21 protein-coding genes are annotated in these 18,099 nt (G+C 43.2%); 7 read left to right on the plus strand and 14 right to left on the minus strand.

Translation table 11 applies throughout. The features are described 5' to 3' along the window. Positions 1 to 92: 92 nt before the first annotated feature. The 6 genes from AWH66_RS17920 to AWH66_RS17945 are packed head-to-tail and all read right to left on the minus strand — an operon-like array spanning position 93 to position 5,357. Complete coding sequence (locus tag AWH66_RS17920) at positions 93 to 839, minus strand: phosphatase (RefSeq protein ID WP_063603867.1); 747 nt, start codon at positions 837 to 839, stop codon at positions 93 to 95. Between the two features lie 19 nt (positions 840 to 858). After that, on the minus strand, positions 859 to 1,590 hold the full coding sequence (locus AWH66_RS17925; RefSeq protein ID WP_063603866.1) for a nucleoside/nucleotide kinase family protein: 732 nt from the start codon (positions 1,588 to 1,590) through the stop codon (positions 859 to 861). Between the two features lie 9 nt (positions 1,591 to 1,599). Beyond that, positions 1,600 to 2,118: an MltR family transcriptional regulator gene (locus AWH66_RS17930; RefSeq protein WP_006071819.1), complete on the minus strand. Its 519-nt coding sequence runs from the start codon at positions 2,116 to 2,118 to the stop codon at positions 1,600 to 1,602. A gap of 58 nt (positions 2,119 to 2,176) precedes the next feature. After that, positions 2,177 to 3,448: a zinc-binding dehydrogenase gene (locus AWH66_RS17935; protein ID WP_063603865.1), complete on the minus strand. Its 1,272-nt coding sequence runs from the start codon at positions 3,446 to 3,448 to the stop codon at positions 2,177 to 2,179. A 48-nt stretch (positions 3,449 to 3,496) separates the two neighbouring features. Further along, positions 3,497 to 4,900, minus strand: coding sequence for a PTS mannitol transporter subunit IIBC (locus AWH66_RS17940; protein ID WP_086027628.1), 1,404 nt, complete (start codon positions 4,898 to 4,900; stop codon positions 3,497 to 3,499). Between the two features lie 13 nt (positions 4,901 to 4,913). Next, positions 4,914 to 5,357, minus strand: coding sequence for a PTS sugar transporter subunit IIA (locus tag AWH66_RS17945; protein ID WP_038222468.1), 444 nt, complete (start codon positions 5,355 to 5,357; stop codon positions 4,914 to 4,916). Between the two features lie 610 nt (positions 5,358 to 5,967). Between AWH66_RS17945 and AWH66_RS17950 the strand changes: the two genes are divergently transcribed. Then, on the plus strand, positions 5,968 to 6,339 hold the full coding sequence (locus AWH66_RS17950; RefSeq protein WP_063603864.1) for a c-type cytochrome: 372 nt from the start codon (positions 5,968 to 5,970) through the stop codon (positions 6,337 to 6,339). Between the two features lie 65 nt (positions 6,340 to 6,404). Here the strand turns inward: AWH66_RS17950 and cyoE are convergent, their stop codons facing one another. From cyoE to AWH66_RS17980, 6 genes are all read right to left on the minus strand, one after another. After that, the gene (gene cyoE / locus AWH66_RS17955) at positions 6,405 to 7,271 is read right to left on the minus strand and encodes a heme o synthase (RefSeq protein ID WP_063603863.1); all 867 of its coding nucleotides are present in this window, start codon (positions 7,269 to 7,271) and stop codon (positions 6,405 to 6,407) included. A 7-nt stretch (positions 7,272 to 7,278) separates the two neighbouring features. After that, entirely contained in the window at positions 7,279 to 7,590 is a 312-nt protein-coding gene (gene cyoD, locus AWH66_RS17960; RefSeq protein WP_006071828.1) for a cytochrome o ubiquinol oxidase subunit IV, read from the minus strand. Then, entirely contained in the window at positions 7,587 to 8,186 is a 600-nt protein-coding gene (cyoC, locus tag AWH66_RS17965; RefSeq protein ID WP_063603862.1) for a cytochrome o ubiquinol oxidase subunit III, read from the minus strand. Before cyoC ends, cyoD begins: the two co-directional genes overlap by 4 nt. Next, positions 8,176 to 10,212: a cytochrome o ubiquinol oxidase subunit I gene (gene cyoB / locus AWH66_RS17970; RefSeq protein ID WP_063603861.1), complete on the minus strand. Its 2,037-nt coding sequence runs from the start codon at positions 10,210 to 10,212 to the stop codon at positions 8,176 to 8,178. Before cyoB ends, cyoC begins: the two co-directional genes overlap by 11 nt. A 5-nt stretch (positions 10,213 to 10,217) precedes the next feature. Beyond that, the gene (gene cyoA, locus AWH66_RS17975) at positions 10,218 to 11,099 is read right to left on the minus strand and encodes a ubiquinol oxidase subunit II (RefSeq protein ID WP_063603860.1); all 882 of its coding nucleotides are present in this window, start codon (positions 11,097 to 11,099) and stop codon (positions 10,218 to 10,220) included. Between the two features lie 476 nt (positions 11,100 to 11,575). Continuing rightward, positions 11,576 to 12,442 (minus strand): LysR family transcriptional regulator, encoded by an 867-nt coding sequence (locus AWH66_RS17980; RefSeq protein WP_006071838.1) that lies wholly within the window; start codon positions 12,440 to 12,442, stop codon positions 11,576 to 11,578. Between the two features lie 147 nt (positions 12,443 to 12,589). On the opposite strand from AWH66_RS17980, the gene AWH66_RS17985 reads away from it, so the two are divergent. After that, positions 12,590 to 13,849 carry an adenylosuccinate synthase gene (locus tag AWH66_RS17985; protein ID WP_063603859.1) on the plus strand — a complete coding sequence of 420 codons (1,260 nt, stop codon included), beginning with the start codon at positions 12,590 to 12,592 and terminating at the stop codon, positions 13,847 to 13,849. 94 nt (positions 13,850 to 13,943) lie between these two features. Here AWH66_RS17985 and AWH66_RS17990 read toward each other — a convergent pair whose 3' ends face one another. Both AWH66_RS17990 and AWH66_RS17995 read right to left on the minus strand, forming a co-directional pair. After that, entirely contained in the window at positions 13,944 to 15,014 is a 1,071-nt protein-coding gene (locus AWH66_RS17990) for a class I SAM-dependent methyltransferase (protein ID WP_063603858.1), read from the minus strand. 28 nt (positions 15,015 to 15,042) lie between these two features. Beyond that, positions 15,043 to 15,435, minus strand: a complete 393-nt coding sequence (locus AWH66_RS17995) for a hypothetical protein (protein WP_063603857.1) — start codon at positions 15,433 to 15,435, stop codon at positions 15,043 to 15,045. Between the two features lie 70 nt (positions 15,436 to 15,505). Here AWH66_RS17995 and AWH66_RS18000 point away from each other — a divergent pair, with 70 nt between their 5' ends. From AWH66_RS18000 to AWH66_RS18020, 5 genes are read left to right on the plus strand one after another with little or no spacing between them, the layout of a single operon-like run. Beyond that, complete coding sequence (locus tag AWH66_RS18000) at positions 15,506 to 16,174, plus strand: beta-ketoacyl synthase chain length factor (protein ID WP_063603856.1); 669 nt, start codon at positions 15,506 to 15,508, stop codon at positions 16,172 to 16,174. A gap of 15 nt (positions 16,175 to 16,189) precedes the next feature. Next, positions 16,190 to 16,978: a lysophospholipid acyltransferase family protein gene (locus AWH66_RS18005; RefSeq protein ID WP_063603855.1), complete on the plus strand. Its 789-nt coding sequence runs from the start codon at positions 16,190 to 16,192 to the stop codon at positions 16,976 to 16,978. A 10-nt stretch (positions 16,979 to 16,988) separates the two neighbouring features. After that, positions 16,989 to 17,249 carry a phosphopantetheine-binding protein gene (locus AWH66_RS18010; protein ID WP_006071847.1) on the plus strand — a complete coding sequence of 87 codons (261 nt, stop codon included), beginning with the start codon at positions 16,989 to 16,991 and terminating at the stop codon, positions 17,247 to 17,249. Between the two features lie 15 nt (positions 17,250 to 17,264). Further along, on the plus strand, positions 17,265 to 17,522 hold the full coding sequence (locus AWH66_RS18015) for an acyl carrier protein (RefSeq protein ID WP_063603854.1): 258 nt from the start codon (positions 17,265 to 17,267) through the stop codon (positions 17,520 to 17,522). Continuing rightward, positions 17,522 to 18,079 carry a COG4648 family protein gene (locus tag AWH66_RS18020; protein WP_063603853.1) on the plus strand — a complete coding sequence of 186 codons (558 nt, stop codon included), beginning with the start codon at positions 17,522 to 17,524 and terminating at the stop codon, positions 18,077 to 18,079. Before AWH66_RS18015 ends, AWH66_RS18020 begins: the two co-directional genes overlap by 1 nt. The last annotated feature ends 20 nt before the right edge of the window (positions 18,080 to 18,099 follow it).

An 18,099-nucleotide genomic window follows, 5' to 3' on the forward strand; every position in this document is an offset into this window, starting at 1 on the left:
TTAGCTTGTTGAACACCATCCATGCTTAGCGCGCGGATTGCATTAGCGAGTTTTTTTCTGTTGTTTGTATCAGTCATTTTAACGCTCGAAAGTTAATATAAATGTTCAAATTCTTGGATGGTCGCTTTGCCACGTAGACGCAGGAAATTTAGGAAGCGGCTCGACGATGTCGACACAATTCGTTCTTCCGGCACTTGGTGTTTAGTTAGCAGGTCTATGGCTTTGTCGAGTTTTGAAATTTCCTCACAAAAGTGCGCGTCTGACCCCGTGGTGAAGTACACACCTATTTCATTTCCTAGACGGACAATTTCGTCACAACGCGTGTCACTGCCCTTTCGGCTTTTACCAGTTAGTGATGTGTTGTTCACTTCGACAACAATGTTTAAGTCTTTCGCGCACTGTAAGACTTTGCGCATATCAAATGGGTAGTTGGGGTTTCCTGTGTGTCCTAACACGTCAATTCGGCCACTTTTCATAGCGTTGAGCAGCGCTTCAGTGTGCGCTTCTTCCGTCGATGGTGGAAAGACAGGCTCGTGAAAACTGGCGATAACCCAGTCCAAATGTTGGTCACTGGAGTTAGGAAGATCAATCTCTCCCTGAGTGTTTAGAATGTTGGCTTCGACACCACGCAAGATGCCGACATCGTGGAGAAATCGGGGCAGAATCCTTTGATTGTTAAAATACCAGTAATGGGGGGCGCCTGGCATTTCAGGAGCATGATCCGTAATACAAAGAAGCTCCAGCCCCTTATTTTTTGCTGCTAACGCATTCTCTAAGACAGTACTGTAAGCATGGCCGCTAGCAATAGTATGAGTATGGGTATCAATGACTATTTTCATGACTCTCGTCCTCTATCGCTTAAATCTTGAAAGAACCATCTTGGTTTAGATACAGGTTCAAGTCTGCTTTTTGAGAGTTATTCAGCACGTTATCGACGTTGATAGCATCTGACTTGTAATAGAAGTCCAAGGCATCTTCCTCGGATGTGCCACCGCGAATCTTACGGTTCACCAAACGGTCTTGTAAGAACTGAGGGTCGGTATCAATGAACACAGTGAAATCAGCAAAATTCTTTAACCCATTCCAAACCGGTTGATCTAGCAATAGATAGTTTCCTTCGATAACTACAATGTTCTTATCGACAACCAATGCATCGTCCACTGGATCGTGAAGATTTCGGTCGTAATACGGCCATTTAGGCGAAGGGTCTTTTAACTGTCTTAGTTTTCTGACCAGCTCAGTCAGATTGAAGGTCTCATAAGCACCCTTTATCGAGCGAAGTAATACTTCTTCACCATTTCGAGTCGTGCTATTGCTGTCTAAGATTTCATTTGGAAAGTGAAAGCCATCAAACGGTAATACTTGCAAGGTTTCTAGGGCTTCGTCTTGCTCTGACAGATGTTCCCAAAATGCTGCAAGTGTGGATTTTCCACTGCCTGGAGGCGCAGCAAGAAAGATAATGACTCGGTCTTGTTTTTCTTTGTAGAGTTTGGAGAATTTTTCGACTAGGGGTTTATGGATTTGTTCAACGTCGCTATTGGGAAATTCAGCTTGGGTTTCAAAGCCGCTAACGTTTAAATTCACTTTCATAGTGACACCTTACTGATGGATCTCCTCTTCTATTTTTTGAATGAGCATTTCACAAGACAGTTTAAGGACTGTGATGATTAGAGATTCGTATCTCATCTGTGAAAACGTCTCAAATGAAGAGAACTTAAGTTGTTTTAGAGATTCAATATAAAAGCTATCTTGTTGCGAAGATAAAATGGCTTGGTTCTCGATAAAGTCATAAATCATGTCATCGCTAAACGACACTTTTTCTGGCCTAGACAAGGCGTACTCCAGCACTTGGTCGTAAAGGCCTATATCCGAATAGGTTTCTAGCGAAATCTTACCCATTGCGAATACTAACTTTGACACCACATCTGTGGTCACGAGAGGCCCATCTTCTTTCAGCAACGGGTCCACAGCATACTCCTTCACTAGTTCGTCTTGTACGAATACCGATGGAAGTATGGCTTTTAATTTGAGGTTTATAATTTTGTTTGAAACTTGAAGAAAGGCGGTGGCGTTATCGCACTCATCCAATTTCTCCAATAAATCTTCAATTCGTGACAAAGTTTCTAACCTTTTGATTATGTGGTAACCGTGAGGCTACCACATAAATAAGCTTCGACTAAACCGTCAAACTCACGTCATAAAACTCCAGTAACGCTTTTTCTGCTTCTGCATTCCAAACATAGTTGTTTTGCTGCAAAATCGCGTCCAATTCCCCAAAGAATGGGTCACTGTCTTCTAGAGTCTTAAACTGGTCGATTGCAGTTAAAGGCAAGTCGATGTGAGGGTAAATCAGCTTCTTACCTCCCGGAATATCAAGCTGGTTCAGAATCGTATCTGGTGCAGCTTGTAGACCACCTACATGGGTAATCATGAACGATGGGTTAATCTTCCCTTTTGCAGAGAGGTCTAGAGACTCAACCATGTCTCCGGTAGAGCCCCCTGACGTGCCGACAATATGTGTCGCTTCATAGTGCACGTTGTAGAAGTTAAACGGTACTTTGAATTTCTTATCTGTAGGGCCAGCAAAGAAGTTTAAACAGCCGTCGTTACCTAGCAGCTCATCCGCTTGCTCTAATACTTGTGATACAGCTGCGTAGACCATAACGTCATCGTAACCTAATCCACCGTTCAGTGATTTAAGGTACTCAACGGGATCTTCCACATTCGCAGTATTCACATAGTGAAGCTCAACGCCATTCTCTGCCGCTGTGCTCACTGGAATTAAACTCTCAGCACGCGCGAGACGTTCTGCATCAATGTCAGTAACAACCAGTAGTTTTGGTTTTACTGGACCATTGATCGCGTAGTCGATAGCACCGATACCCATTGGACCAGCACAAGCGAGAAGCGCCAGCGCTCCGCCCTCTTTGATACCCATATCATGTTCATACACGTAAGGAGTTGTGTGGTAGCTCGCGTGATAGGCGCCAATAATGCACGACATTGGTTCTGCTAGCGAAGCGTCAGCAAAGTAGTTCCCTTCATAAGGAAGTACGCAACCAAGGTCGATAGCGATTTTCGGGATAATTGAATAAGTAGCGTTACCACCAAATGTCTCGTAGCTGTAGCCGGCAGAATAACCAGATGGTAAGCCCATTGCTGGTTGGAGTACAAAAGAGTCACCTGGCTTGAACTTGTCTTTTAGGTTGTCACCAACTTCAACAATAATACCGGCATACTCGTGACCCGTGATAACTGGTGTTTCTGCAATATCTTCTGGTACACGCTTATGTTTACTACCTAGAAGCGCCGCTTTATACGTTGATAAACAAACGCTGTTAGAAATGTTTTTGACCAGTAGTTCATCCGCCGAAATAGCTGGTAGGTCAAAAGTGCGAAGTTGAATGTTCTTTTCTCCGCAGATGACAGCTGCCGTAGTTTCAACCATGTTCTCTCTCCTCATAGGGGCGCTGAGACGCCCCCGAAATAATAGTTATTAAGCTTGTTGTTCGATAGTCACCAGCAGCTCATCTAGCGCTGGGTCATTAATAAAGTTCTTGATAGTAATTACAGGCAACCCTGTTGCTTTCACTGCTCGACTTTCTAGACTCTCATGAGTCACAACTATATCTGCGTCACTAGGTACTTTTTCGATAGCGAAGTTCTTCACTTCGACATCGTAGCCTGCTTGTGTCAGTTTTCTCTTGAAGGTCGACGCTCCCATAGCACTTGAGCCCATACCAGCATCACAAGCAAATGCAACGAACTTGATGTTTTTGCCTTCAGCCGTAGCTTGAGTTGCAGCCGCTGTGTTGATAGCACCTTCCGCTTTCATGTCCTTCATATTGGTGACTGATTGCTCGAAGTCCTCTTCAGACTCTGTGCTCTTGGACATTTTCAGAATGGCACTCGCTACCAAGAAAGAAACGATTGTTGCTGTCGTCACACCAGCGATAGTCGCTAGGAAGCTTCCTTTCGGCGTTAGCGCCAAGTAAGAGAAGATAGAACCTGGACTTGGACCCGCTACTAGACCTGCATCAAGTAGATTGAAGGTTGCGATACCTGTCGCTGCACCAGCAATCATTGCTACGATCATGATTGGCTTCATCAACACATATGGGAAGTAAAGCTCGTGGATGCCTCCGAAGAAGTGAATGATGATGGCACTTGGCGCTGAACGCTTCGACAAACCTTCACCAAATTTCGCATACGCAAGTAGCATACCTAGACCAGGGCCTGGGTTAGACGCCACCATAAAGAAGATGGATTTACCAGTTTCAGCCGCAGCTTGAAGACCTAGAGGGTAATAAATGCCTTGGTCGATTGCATTGTTTAGGAACAATACTTTTGCTGGTTCATTGATAATCGCAAGTAGAGGTAAGAAACCTGTTGCTACCAAAGCTTCAATGCCTGATTTAACAAACAAGTTTGCAGCAGTCACAGCAGGACCAACAATCTCGTAAGCAAATAGGCACAGAAGCATACCTACAATACCCAGTGAGAAGTTGTTCACGACCATCTCAAAGCCAGACGGGATACGGTGTTGGATTCGCTTATCCATTTGCACCACAACCCATGCACTCAGTGGGCCCATAATCATTGCACCAACAAACATTGGAATGTCAGCACCTACGATGACACCCATCGTTGCGATAGCACCCGCAACAGCACCACGCTTGTCACCAACAAGTTGACCACCGGTATAACCGATTAACAACGGTAACAAGTAAGTGATCATTGGACCAACAATGCTGCCAAACGCTTCGTTCGGCATCCAGCCTGTTGGGATAAATAGTGCAGTGATAAAACCCCACGCAATAAATGCGCCTATATTGGGCAATACCATAGCGGTAAGATGTCCGCCAAATGATTGCACTTTCGCTCTCATATTTGTAGTCACGTTACATTCCTTATTAGCAGGTTTTTATAATATCCAATACTTCTGTTTTCGATTTTGCTGCTGCGAGCTTCTCTATATTTGTCTCGTCGACGAGCATTTCACTTAAAGATTGGATTACTTGAATGTGAGTATCTGAGTCCTTGGCAGCTAAGGTTAGCAGTACGTTAGCGGGGCCAAGATCTGAACCAAAGTCTACTGGTTCAGGGAATATGTGAATGCCTAAACCAGTTTTTAGTACACCGGCCTCAGGGCGAGCATGCGGCATCGCGATGCCCGGGCACAAAACGTAATAAGGACCATTGTCGATCGTAGACTGAATAATGGCGTCAGCGTAATTCGACGTCACATAGCCCTTCTCTTCAAGGTATTGTGTTGTCGTTCTTACAGCCTGTTCCCATGATGTGTTATCATGTTCTACAACGTCTACTAGGTCATGGTCGATTAAGTCATACAGCATTGTCTTGTCCCATAATGAATTTCGTTGAGTTCATTATGAGTTCTTTTCCCGAAGAGATGCAATTCCGCGCAAATTGTGACACAAATCACTAAAAAACACGTGTCAATAGGCAAGTAATGCTCAAGTTAACAAATCATGACTGAAAGTTTAGGTAAATCTTTTATTTTAATTACAAGTCAATAGAGGAAAGTTGATAGAAACATCATTTTTAAACATTTCTTGAATTGGATAAATCTAGAAATAGATCACATTATGCATATTGACGATCGATATTATGTGATATATGAATCATTAATTTTAAGCATTTCAAAACCTCTTCCAGTCACCAGTAGCACGTTTTTCGCCAAATTAACAAAAGCAACAGTAATTTGTTGCTCAATTTCAGGTAGCTTTACTCTTCATTCTTATTCTTCCACGATAGTGTTTGTTGATTTCTTTATTCTTGGTGGTAATAAGCCACGCCTTTTAAACCCTTCTGCTTTTTGATTGCGAGTCTACTCACTGAGAACATTCACGTAACTAACTGATGAATATAAATATAACTTTATGTTCACCCACTATTCATTCTTATGCCGCTAGGATTCGAGAAAACACATAGGAAGTCCACAATATGAAGACCAAATTGAAATTACTCATCGCAACATTATTAGGTGCAATGGCGCTTTTCATTGGCAGTTTCACTTTCGTTTCAGCAGCAAAGCCACCTATTGAAGGCAACATTGCTAATGGAAAACAAAGATACCTAGCGTTGTGTGTCTCTTGTCATGGTGCTAAGGGGCATGGTGATGGTATAGCGGCTAACGCACTGCAAAATCAACCAGCCAATATCGCTCGCAAGATCAACAAACCATTCAAAACACCAACCCAAATTGCTAATAAAGTGTTAGCGGGAAAGCTCGACGAAGGTATGCCTGCTTTTAAAGGAGTACTTACCGAGAAAGATGCTCTTGATATCTTGGCGTATGTGCAGTCTATTCAATAAACAATCTGAACAGTTTAGAGGATAATAGGTTCACGAATCGTCAATCACAACTGTGAACCTGTCGATTAAAAATGAAGGGGGAGTAGTTCTAGTCCTAGCACTCCGCTGAAACTTGTCACCACCAGCAACGAAACTTTGAATACCGCCTTAGACCAATCAATATAATTGCTGCTATTCATATCGCGGAATGTGACTCTAGCCCAGAACGCACTCATCGCTCCTACCACAATCAGATATTCGTAGTTCGCCTCACCAACAAAGAAAAGTGCGGCGGCAACCGCACAAAATGCCAACACATAGTGTCGAATATGTTGATTCGCTTTGTTCAGACCTTCCTTAACGGGTAAAACAGGAATGCCTGCTTGACGGTAATCTTCCATTCTAAAAATAGCAATGGCATAAGAGTGCGGCATTTGCCAAAGACAGAACAGCAGGAACAATAAGACAGATTCAACGCTCAAATAATTGGTGACCGCTAGGTAACCGACAAGTGGAGGTACTGCTCCTGAGATACTTCCGATCAAGGTTCCATACACTGAATGTCGCTTATACCACATGGTGTAAAAGAACACGTAGAAGACATAGCCGATGAGCACAACAACCGCAGATAGTGGATTGGTCAGCTGATATAACAACGCCGTACCAACAAGCAAGAGGAATAGCGCGTAGACAAACGCGACATCCATATTGACACAACCCTGAACTAAATCACGATGTTTAGTTCGCTCCATCTTCTGGTCAATATCTCTATCGAAAATATTGTTTACAACACAACCTGACGCTATGACTAGCCCCACACCAACAAGTGCTGCAAAGAACAAGGTAATATCGACATGCTCACTTTTAGCGGCAAGGAAAAACCCTGCCGCCGTTGAGACCATGTTGCCAAAAATAATACCTGGTTTTGTAATCGTCAGATAATTTTTGAGCATACTGCCTCTACATCATCATGTTCATATTCATGTTGTACATTATCCACAGCGACCCGGCGATGAGGATAAACACCACAACGATGGTGAACAGCAACGAAACCAAATTCCACTGCCCATCAGAGGTCTTCGCTTCCATATGTAGGAAGTATTTGAAGTGAACAAACACCTGAACAATCGCGCAAGCAAATAAAACAAAATACGTTGTACTCGCTGGCAGAGATTGTGCCCAAACCAAATAGAACGGTACTACGGTCAGTACCAAAGCCGCACAAAACCCTTTGATGTAGTCTGATGCAGCTATATCTGTATTACTGCTCATGACATGACTCCCAGTAAATAAACGATGGTAAATACACAGATCCAAACAATATCTAAGAAGTGCCAGAACAGGCTTAAACAACTAAAACGCATCGTCATGTTGCTGTTTAACCCTTTCTTCGACAGCTGGTGATAACACACCGCCATCCAGATCAAGCCAAATGTCACATGAAGGCCGTGAGTCCCAACTAAAGTAAAGAATGCTGACAAGAAAGCATTAGTTTGAGGTCCATACCCTTCCACTATCAGGTGATGAAACTCATAGACTTCCATGCCAATAAACCCTAGCCCGAGCAGAAAGGTTACTTTCATCCACAACTTGAGGCTGGTAATGTCCTGACGCTTCATCGCGATCATGCCAAAACCAAACGTGATACTACTCAGTAGCAGCAACATGGTTTCTACGAAGACAAACGGCAACTCAAACAGTTCTCTCGCTAATGACCCCGTCATAGGGTTACTGGCAAGTACCGCATAAGTAGCGAACAACGTTGCGAAAAGCACGCAGTCACTCATCAAGTAAATCCAGAAACCAAACAGCTTGTTATCACTATGATCGTGGCTATCATGAACTGGTGTACTTACACTACCCTGCATAATTCACCTCCATATCGTCCTTCTTGTTCCCGTCGGCATGAGTGTGTTGCTTGGCTAGTTCAAGCTGCTGTCGTCTGGCGTTTTCGATGGCTTCAATTTCCTCAACCTCGACGTAATAATCCACATCATCGTTGTAACTATGTTTGATACAACTTACGACAATGCCAACGAAACTAATGGCCGCTAACCACCACATGTACCAAATCATTCCAAAGCCAAAGGCCAGTGCCCAAGCTGAAATATAGATACCTGTCGGCGTATTTTTCGGCATATGAATGCGTTGATATTCCACCTTCTTCATTGGATCAAACTCACCGCTTTCTTTCTGATACCAAAATGCATCAATTTGGTCGCCTTTTGGTAAATGTGCAAAGTTATAGAACGGTGGAGGTGACGAGGTTGCCCATTCAAAGGTACGGCCGCCCCATGGGTCTCCAGTAAGATCGAGATGCGCTTTTCTATCACGAACACTGACATAGATTTGAATAAACTGGCACACAACGCCGAGTGCAATTACGGCGGTTCCCGCTGCGGCAACAGCAAGTAATGGGAAGTACTCAGGGTTGATATCTTGGCTAAGACGTCGCGTCATCCCCATAAAACCCAGCGCATACAAAGGTAAGAACGCCATCAAGAAGCCAATAATCCAGAGATAGAATGCTCGTTTGCCCCACGTCTCATTCATCATGAAACCTGTTGCTTTCGGGAACCAGTAAGTGATAGCAGCAAAACAACCAAACACCACACCACCAATAATTACATTATGGAAGTGCGCAACTAGGAAGACCGAGTTGTGCAGCACAAAATCAGCACCCGGTACCGCCATCAATACACCAGTCATCCCGCCGACCGAGAAGGTAATCAAGAAACCTAGTGTCCATAACATTGGCGTGGTAAAGCGTACTCGTCCCTTGTACATAGTGAACAACCAGTTAAAGATCTTCACCCCTGTAGGGATAGAGATAATCATGGTCGCAATGCCGAAGAATGCATTGACGTTTGCACCAGATCCCATGGTAAAGAAGTGATGTAACCAAACGACAAACGCCAAGATGGTGATCGCAATGGTCGCCCAAACTAGTGAGGTATAGCCAAACAGTTTTTTGCGTGAGAAAGTCGCTGTGACTTCCGAAAACACACCAAAAATCGGTAGTACTAGGATGTATACCTCTGGATGTCCCCATGCCCAAATCAAGTTGACGTACATCATCATGTTGCCGCCAAGTTCATTGGTGAAGAAATGCATTCCTAAGTAACGGTCTAAAGTCAGCAACGCAATGGTAACCGCCAAGATGGGGAATGAAATAATAATCAGAATATTGGCGCACAAAGATGCCCAAGTGAATACCGGCATTTTCATTAACGGCATGGATGGAGTTCGCATGCGCAATATGGTGGCAAAGAAGTTAACACCGGTTAAGGTTGTTCCGACACCAGATATTTGTAACGCCCATATCCAATAATCGACCCCGACCCCGGGGCTTGCATCAATCCCTGACAATGGTGGGTACGCCAACCAACCTGTGCGACCAAATTCACCGACACCAAGCGATAGGTTGGTGAGTATCACGCCAACAATAAACAACCAAAAACTGAGATTATTTAAGTAAGGAAAGGCGACATCTCGCGCTCCTATTTGCAAAGGAACGACGATATTCATAAGACCAATCACAAGTGGCATAGCAACGAAAAATATCATGATCACGCCGTGTGCAGTAAAAATCTGGTCATAGTGGTGAGGTGGCAAGTACCCAGCTTCACCAGCAGAAGACAGCAGTTGTTGGCTGCGCATCATCACCGCATCGGAAAAGCCACGAATCAACATCACCATTGCCACAGCGATGTACATGAATCCCAGTTTTTTATGGTCAACTGTGGTAAACCATTCATTCCAAAGATATTGCCACTTTTTAGCTTTAGTAATAGCCGCGACTAATGCTAATCCAGCAAGTGCAATCACGACTAAAGTGACGACAATAATCGGCTCATGATATGGAATCGAATTGAGCGATAATCTTCCAAACATAACGTTTATCCTTCGTGTTCGGGTAAACGGTTCATCGAACCTGGATACTGAGTTACAACATCATTAAACAGCGCGGGAGGGACACTCGAATAAAGACTGACAGGATCAGCCACACTCGGTTCTGCCAGCGCTCGATATTGCTGCCAGTTTTCGATCTGTTTTGGACTGTGTTTTACTTTGTCTACCCATTTGGAAAAGGCCTGTTTATTTTCCAAAGCGGCGGCAGTGAACTTCATTTCGGAGAACCCTTTACCGCTGTAGCTAGAAGCAAAGCCTTTGTAATCTCCTTGATGATTCGCAATCAGATTCAGTCGCGTCACCATGCCGGGCATCGCGTAGATCTGAGACCCGAGCCTCGGGATAAAGAACGCATTCATAATGTTGTCAGAAGTAATTTTGAATGTGACCGGAACATCCTTAGGAAAGGCTACATAGTTAACCGTTGCTATCCCTTGTTCTGGATAGATAAACAGCCACTTCCAATCGAGTGAAACCACTTCGATTGTTAAAGGTTTTTCTGGATGTGCGATGGGTTTAGATGGCTCTAAAGCGTGAGTAGAACGCCAAGTAATGACCGCCAAAATCGCGATAATAATAATCGGTATAGTCCAAACCACCACCTCAATTTTGGTCGAGTGAGCCCAGTCTGGAGCGTACTCTTCTTCGGTGTTAGTTGAACGATACCGATAAGCAAAATAAACCGTCATCAGAATCACGGGAATGACAACTATCAACATCAGCAAAAGAGCAGTGATAATCAGCTCTTTTTCTTGAACGCCAATTGCACCTTTGGGGTCAAGTAAAGCAGAACTGCATCCAGAAAGAGTAAGTATGGCAGTCGCCACACCTCCCCTAAGCAAGATGCTTTGATATCTTGAGGCTTTCATTAACTTTCTCGAGTATATTCGGGCTTGACTACATTGTCGGAACTCGTTGTCAAAACCCATTAGTTAGAATTATGTTTTTGTTGAGCGTGTGTAAGCAAAATCATCAAAGTGAAGCGTAAAACCCATGCTTCAAACATGGATTTATTGTTACACTTTGAAATATATTGTTACAGCAAGTGCATTATGCGTAGATAAAATGTGAAGCACATCTGTCGTATTTGAAATCTAAGCTTGCGTGAATCAAGTTAGACAACGGGATGTGATAGTAAGAGCTGAGGCGAGATAGTATTACTATCTAATTGATATTAAATAATTAAAAAGGTAATTGAATGTATATTTACGTTGTTATCAAATGCGTTCAATAACACGCCATTTGTTGCAATATTGTTATCACCACAACAATAGAAATGTGATTTTATTCATGAATTTAGGATTTCAAGTTAACATGTAAATTACACTGCAATTCACATAAACCCTTACTTCTGTAAAATAATCATCTCATCTCCGACCCATTGAAGTAATTGTTTAGTCGCTTTAGACAAGATTTGATTCTGACGAACAATGTAGCCGAGGTTCGTTGTCGGGAAATCAGATAACGGCGTAACATCTGTCTGAATATTTCTTTTCGTTGACAGCGCAAACTCAGGGATGATTGCCACCCCAAAACCAGCTTCAGCCCAATCAATTTGTGCATCGACGCTCCCTACTTCCATCACACGATAATTTGAAAGATTTAATCTAGGTAACGCGTCATCAATTAAATCCCGCGTTCGGGTGTCATGGCCAAGTAGAATCAAAGTAATTTCGCTTTGATTGGCGATGGCTTGTTGAAACCCTTCACCAAACGCCACCCATTTGACCTGTTGTAACTCTACAAAGTGCAACGGCTGAGATTGCTGTTGGGAAATAACAAATCCCACATCGGCCTCGGCCTTTTTAACTAAATCTGCTGCTTGAGATGACGTGGTATTTAAAAGCACGATATCCATTCCAGGGTAAGCATTTCTGAACAGTTTAAACGCACCAATAAGCAACATACGTGAAATAATATCGCTTGCTGCTACAGTGATGGTTCCCTTGTCTAACTCATTAAGTGCATTCAGATCGGATTGACACACCTGCAACTCTTCCAAAGTCTTGATACTGCTTTGTAGTAAACGCTCACCCGCTTGAGTGAGATGAAAAGGATTACGATCTAACAGCTTCACGCCTGTTGTTTGCTCTAGCTGTTTTAACTGTAAGCTCACGTTAGGCTGAGTCATGTGCAGCGCATTGGCCGCTTTACCAAAATGTTTGTATTCAGCCAGTGTTACAAACGTCTTTAACCAATGAATATCTAACATTTCTCTCCCCTCTTAATGCGTGAGTTTAGTCAATAGAATAGTCATAGTTCTGATATGAATTTCTTATTGACTTAATAATTATAATTAATTTTTCTTATTCGTACTACAAGGTTAAGCTGGCTCCCTAATCAATTAGGAGAACTTATTATGTCGTCTATCGTTGTTGTAGGTGCTAACTGGGGTGATGAAGGCAAAGGCCGCATCGTTGACTTTCTAGCTGCAGACGCGTCTGCAAGCATTCGCTTTCAAGGTGGAAACAATGCGGGTCACACTGTAGTCAATGACTTCGGTACCTTCAAACTACACCAACTTCCTAGTGGCATTTTTAATCCTAATTGTACCGCTGTGCTTGGCCCGGGTATGGTCATCAGCCCTGCCGCACTAAGTGAAGAAATTGCTGAAGTCGAATCAGCAGGCGTTAAAATTAATCTATGTATTTCAGACCGTGCGACATTATGTCTGCCTCTTCACGCTCTTGAGGATACTTTAGAAGAGCAACGTCTAGGCGATGCTGCTTACGGTTCAACTCGACAAGGTATCGCACCAGCTTACGGCGATCGTGTGATGAAAAAAGGTATTTTAGTCGGTTGGTTACAACAACCTGACGTCCTAGAGCAACGCCTTCAATTTATGCTCGATTGGAAAATGCCTCAGCTAAAAGCGCTTTATCCACAATGTGACTATTCACAAAGCGCAAAAGAAATCACTGAATGGCTACTAGAGGTGACTAAGTCTTGGCGTCCATTTATTTGTAATGTCACTGAGCCACTAAAAGCATTGCAAGCTAAAGATGCGAACTTGTTGTTTGAAGCGCAGTTAGGTGCGGGTCGCGACCTAGTATACGGTGAGTATCCTTGGACAACGTCATCTAACGTAACAGCCGCTTATGCAGGTATCGGCAGTGGTCTACCGGCACTCAGACCTGAACGCGTGATCGCGGTAGCTAAGGCATTTAGTTCATCCGTGGGGACAGGTACATTGGTCACTGCGATGGAAGAACAAGACAACTTCCGAGAAAGCGCTAACGAGTTCGGTGCAACAACGGGTCGCCCACGTGACATGGGTTTCTTTGATGCCGTAGCGACCAGAAATGGCGTTGAGCTACAAGCAGCTACTGAAATTGCACTGACGAAAATCGACTGTTTAACGGGTTTAAAAGACCTAAAAATCTGTGTCGCTTACGATGGCGAACATACTGAAAACCCTATTTGGCCTCAAACTGCTGCACTGGCACCGGTCTACGAGCAAATGGAAGGATGGGATGAAGACATCACCGGCTGTCGTAGTTTCGAGGAGTTGCCAAAAGCAGCGCAAGACTATGTGACACGTATCGAAAGCTTAATGGGTGTGCCTGTACGCATGGTATCCGTTGGTCCAGAGCGTGACCAGATGATCATTCGCGACTAACAGCAGCGAATTTCACAGATAAGAAAGCCCAGCTCGATAGCTGGGCTTGTTGCATTTTATAACTTTAAAAGTTAGTGCAAATGAATCACGTACTTTACGACTTTATTTTTAATTTCAGTAAAGTATGACCTAAACCAATATCGTCGGTACGCTCTACCACTTCTAATCCGGACTCTTCGACAATTTCTAAGAAGTCTTCACTGCGATAGAAACGACTATTACCGTTTGCTAGACAGGTGAAATACAGTGACGTCGCGTTCAAACTAAACGACGCCGCATCGTATTTCTGTGCATCCCAAAACAGCTCAAGAATATAGACAGTTGAATCGGGAGTCAGCTGAGAACGAACATTTCTTAAAATCGTTAGAATCTCCATTGGAGAGAAACAATCTAAGAACTGGCTCATCCACCAGACATCTGCTTTCTCAGGTAAGGCTTGAGACTTGTCCAGCATGTTAGCAGGGAAAGGATGAACACGCTGTGCAAAGCCATTGTCTGCTACATTCTTCATTGCCACATTAAGCTGTTGAGGCAAATCGACTATCGTTACTTCAACATCGCTATTGTAGCCGCAGCATTGCATCGCCCATTTACCAGTGTTACCACCAATGTCCACGATATGCTTCGGCTCTTGGCTAAACACTTCTTTCAATAAAATAGGAAACGATCTGTCCGAGTAGAAATGATCAAACTTGAACCAACTCTCTTTTGCTTTCTCTGGCAACTGAGACAAGCCTTGATATATCGTTTCCCATTCACCAAGTTCCTTTAAACCCGCTGGTTTGCCTTCTTTAATCGATTCCGTCAAATGCATCATAGCGGCGTAACAAACATCAGCTGTGAAATCCATATTCGCCTGAGTCATACCATCATGAAGCAAAAAGAAGCCCATATTAGCTAGCGAATAGTTGGGTTTGTTCCACAATACGATATGAGTACTGATTGCCATGTCGAGTAGCACTTTGACACCATACTCAGAGACACCAGTTGCTTGGGCAATTTCAGGAGCACTTAGCCCCTGTTCTCCCGCTTTATCGAGTTCAGCTAAAATACCTAGGTCTCGTAAAGTGCGAGCGGCTTGAAATACAATTGGGGCAAAAGACAGCTCTTGAGCCGCTGTCTTTGCTTCAAATGCATTGTATGGATCAATATTTTGTTTTGACACATCAATTCCTGGTGGTTGTTCTGTTCAATTATTTTGCTGCTGCGATAGCGGCAAGCTGCTTTCTTATATCAGTATTCAAATTGTTGATCCAGCGATTGTAATTTCTATGAATTTCGCCGTCTGCTGCTTTTAAGTTCTTAGAGCTTACATAAGTAATTGAATAGAATTTATTAGTGTAAGGTATTTTAGCTTCAGCTTTATGGCTACGAACCGAAATTGCTGCTTTTAAAACGCCTTCTTCAGGTTCAGTGATCACCCAACCGCGATTCGTCGCAGCTTCAGTGATCGCCAACTTGACTTGTGCTGCCGTTAAATCATATGTTACCGGCTCATTGTCAAAATTCAGTACAGGTTGGACTCTTCCACAACCTACTACGACCAATGCTACAGCAACTGCCATCGCGAACTTTAACGCTTTCATATTAATTCCTTACATTTTAGTTTATAAAACGATATAATTATCCAGTCGTATCTAAATAAATCAATACCTTATGTCAAATTCAACTCCATTAATCTCCTTTCACCTTGACGCATGGAGTGCAAAATCAAACGGTCTGCATACTATTTCTGATTGGCAAGATTGGTACCACACTGGCAACTGCCCTAGCGAAGGCACGTTAGAAGTGAACCGCATACCTGCCATGATGCGCCGTCGTATGAGTACATTAAGTAAGCTGGCTGTCCAATGTGCACTTGAGCTTATGGAAGAACAGCCTATTGATTATATTGTTTTTTCTAGTAGACATGGTGAGCTACGACGCAGTTCCGAATTAATTAAAACTATTGTCAGTGGTTACGATGCGTCTCCTATGGCTTTTTCTCAGTCTGTACACAATACGGCAGCCGGACTCACTACCATTGCGGCAAAGAAAGCCATTCCAGTCACTTCAATTGCAGCATCGGACAATACGTTTAATAGTGCATTAATTGAAGCGTGGAGTTACTTAGAAGAAAACCCTGAACATCATGTCTTGGTTGTAGACTTTGATGAGCCTTTACCTGAGATTTATCAGCAATTCAAAGATCAAGAGTTTTGCGGCTATAGCCTTGGTTTGGTATTGTCGCATGGAAATTCGATGCAAGTCCCTCCAATAACGGCGTCCAATCAACCGCAAGCTTTGGACTTTCTTCGACATCTTTTAGCCTCAACACAGTCATAACTTATTAATAATCGCATGATAGTGAAGTCTCTATATCTTAAAGTGAATCAGATCTGGCGTATTGCTGCGACAGGTTTTTGCTTTAGTGTGTTCGGCATTGGGGGATTAGCACTGAGTTTTGTGCTAATTCCGTTCATTATCCGAACTACATCTGAGACAGAACTAAGAGAACATCGCGTACAGGCATTGATTCAATCTTCTTTCCATGTATTTTGTCGGTTAATGAAATTTACTGGTGCTATCGATTACAAGATAACTGGCGCTGCTCTGTTACAAAACGACCGTAATTGCCTGATTGTGGCCAATCACCCGAGTCTAATTGATTACGTTTTGATTGCCTCGCAACTTAAGCAATGTGATTGCTTGGTGAAAAGTGCAATATGGCGTAACCCGTTTATGAAACACATCGTACAAGCGGCAGGCTATATTCCCAATGAAGCCCCAGATGATGTTATTACAATTTGCGAACAACGATTTGAGCAAGGCAATGTGTTACTCGTTTTCCCAGAAGGAACACGCACCACACCTGGTGTCGAATCAAAGCTACAAAGAGGTGCAGCTCAAATTGCCGTGCGTACTCAGCGTGATTTGCGGGTAGTTCACATTACTGTAATGCCCTCTTTTCTCACGAAACAAAAAAAGTGGTACCAAGTTCCAAAGACCAAGCCCTTTTTCCATGTCGAAATAAAGGGTAAGATTGAAATCGCGCCCTTTATTGAGCAAACTAATTCTCCGACTTTAGCGGCAAGAAAACTAAACCGTTATTTGGCCGAAGCGATTTTCCCCGAAAATGAACACCAATAAGTAGGACCCTGTGGAAGCACTACAAAACCAAATCAAACAACTGATTATTGACGCCCTAAACCTTGAAGATATTACTATTGACGATATCGAAACTGATGCACCACTGTTCGGTGATGGTCTAGGCCTAGATTCCATTGATGCTCTTGAACTCGGCTTAGCCATTAAGAAAACGTTCAATATCGTAATTGACGCAGACGACACTAATACACGTGAACACTTTGCATCTGTAGCAAACCTTGCAAAGTACATTTCGTCTCAAACTAGCAACTAATCGATAGATATCAGCATGACAGAATTAAACCAACAGCAAGTATTTGACCAAGTAAAAGATGCTCTCATGGAGCTGTTTGAAATTGACGAAGCGGATATTCAACCTGAAGCTCACCTTTATCAAGACCTTGATTTAGATAGCATTGATGCTGTTGATCTTGTAGTTCACTTGCAAAAGGTAACTGGCAAAAAGATCAAGCCTGAAGAGTTCAAAGCTGTACGCACCGTTAATGACGTTGTGGTCTCTGTGACTGAGCTATTGAAAGATAAATAATGCGAGTTTTGCTGACCATACTGTCTGCAATCGTCATTTTTGCCTATCCTTTTGCCGTCTATTTCGGTGCAGAGCGATTCGGTCTCCAAGCTATCAGTCTGATTCTTATCACAGTATTTGTGGTAAGAATCATTTCTAGTAAGCAGGCAAAATTCAAGGAACTCAAACAGCTTGCATGGATAAGTGGTCTCACTGGAATCACGCTTAGTGTATTAGGTGCTCTATTTAAACAGCACGGATGGCTAACCTTTTATCCCGTCGTCGTTAATCTTTGTATGCTGACTGTTTTCGCCGTCAGCTTAACGCAGCCACAATCCATCATCGAGCGCTTCGCTCGTCTTCAGGAACCGGACTTACCCGCAAGTGCCATTTCTTACACTCGAAATGTCACCAAAGTATGGTGTGCCTTTTTTATTATCAACGCGGGCATTGCTCTCTACACTTGTTTTCAAACACTAGAGGTTTGGACTTTGTACAACGGATTGATTAGCTATCTAGCAGCCGGAAGTCTTTTTGCAGGTGAATGGATAATCAGACAGTTTGTACGCAAGGATTAATTCAATATGGCAAATGTTGA

The organism is Vibrio barjaei (assembly GCF_001639065.2).
Classification (GTDB): domain Bacteria; phylum Pseudomonadota; class Gammaproteobacteria; order Enterobacterales; family Vibrionaceae; genus Vibrio; species Vibrio barjaei.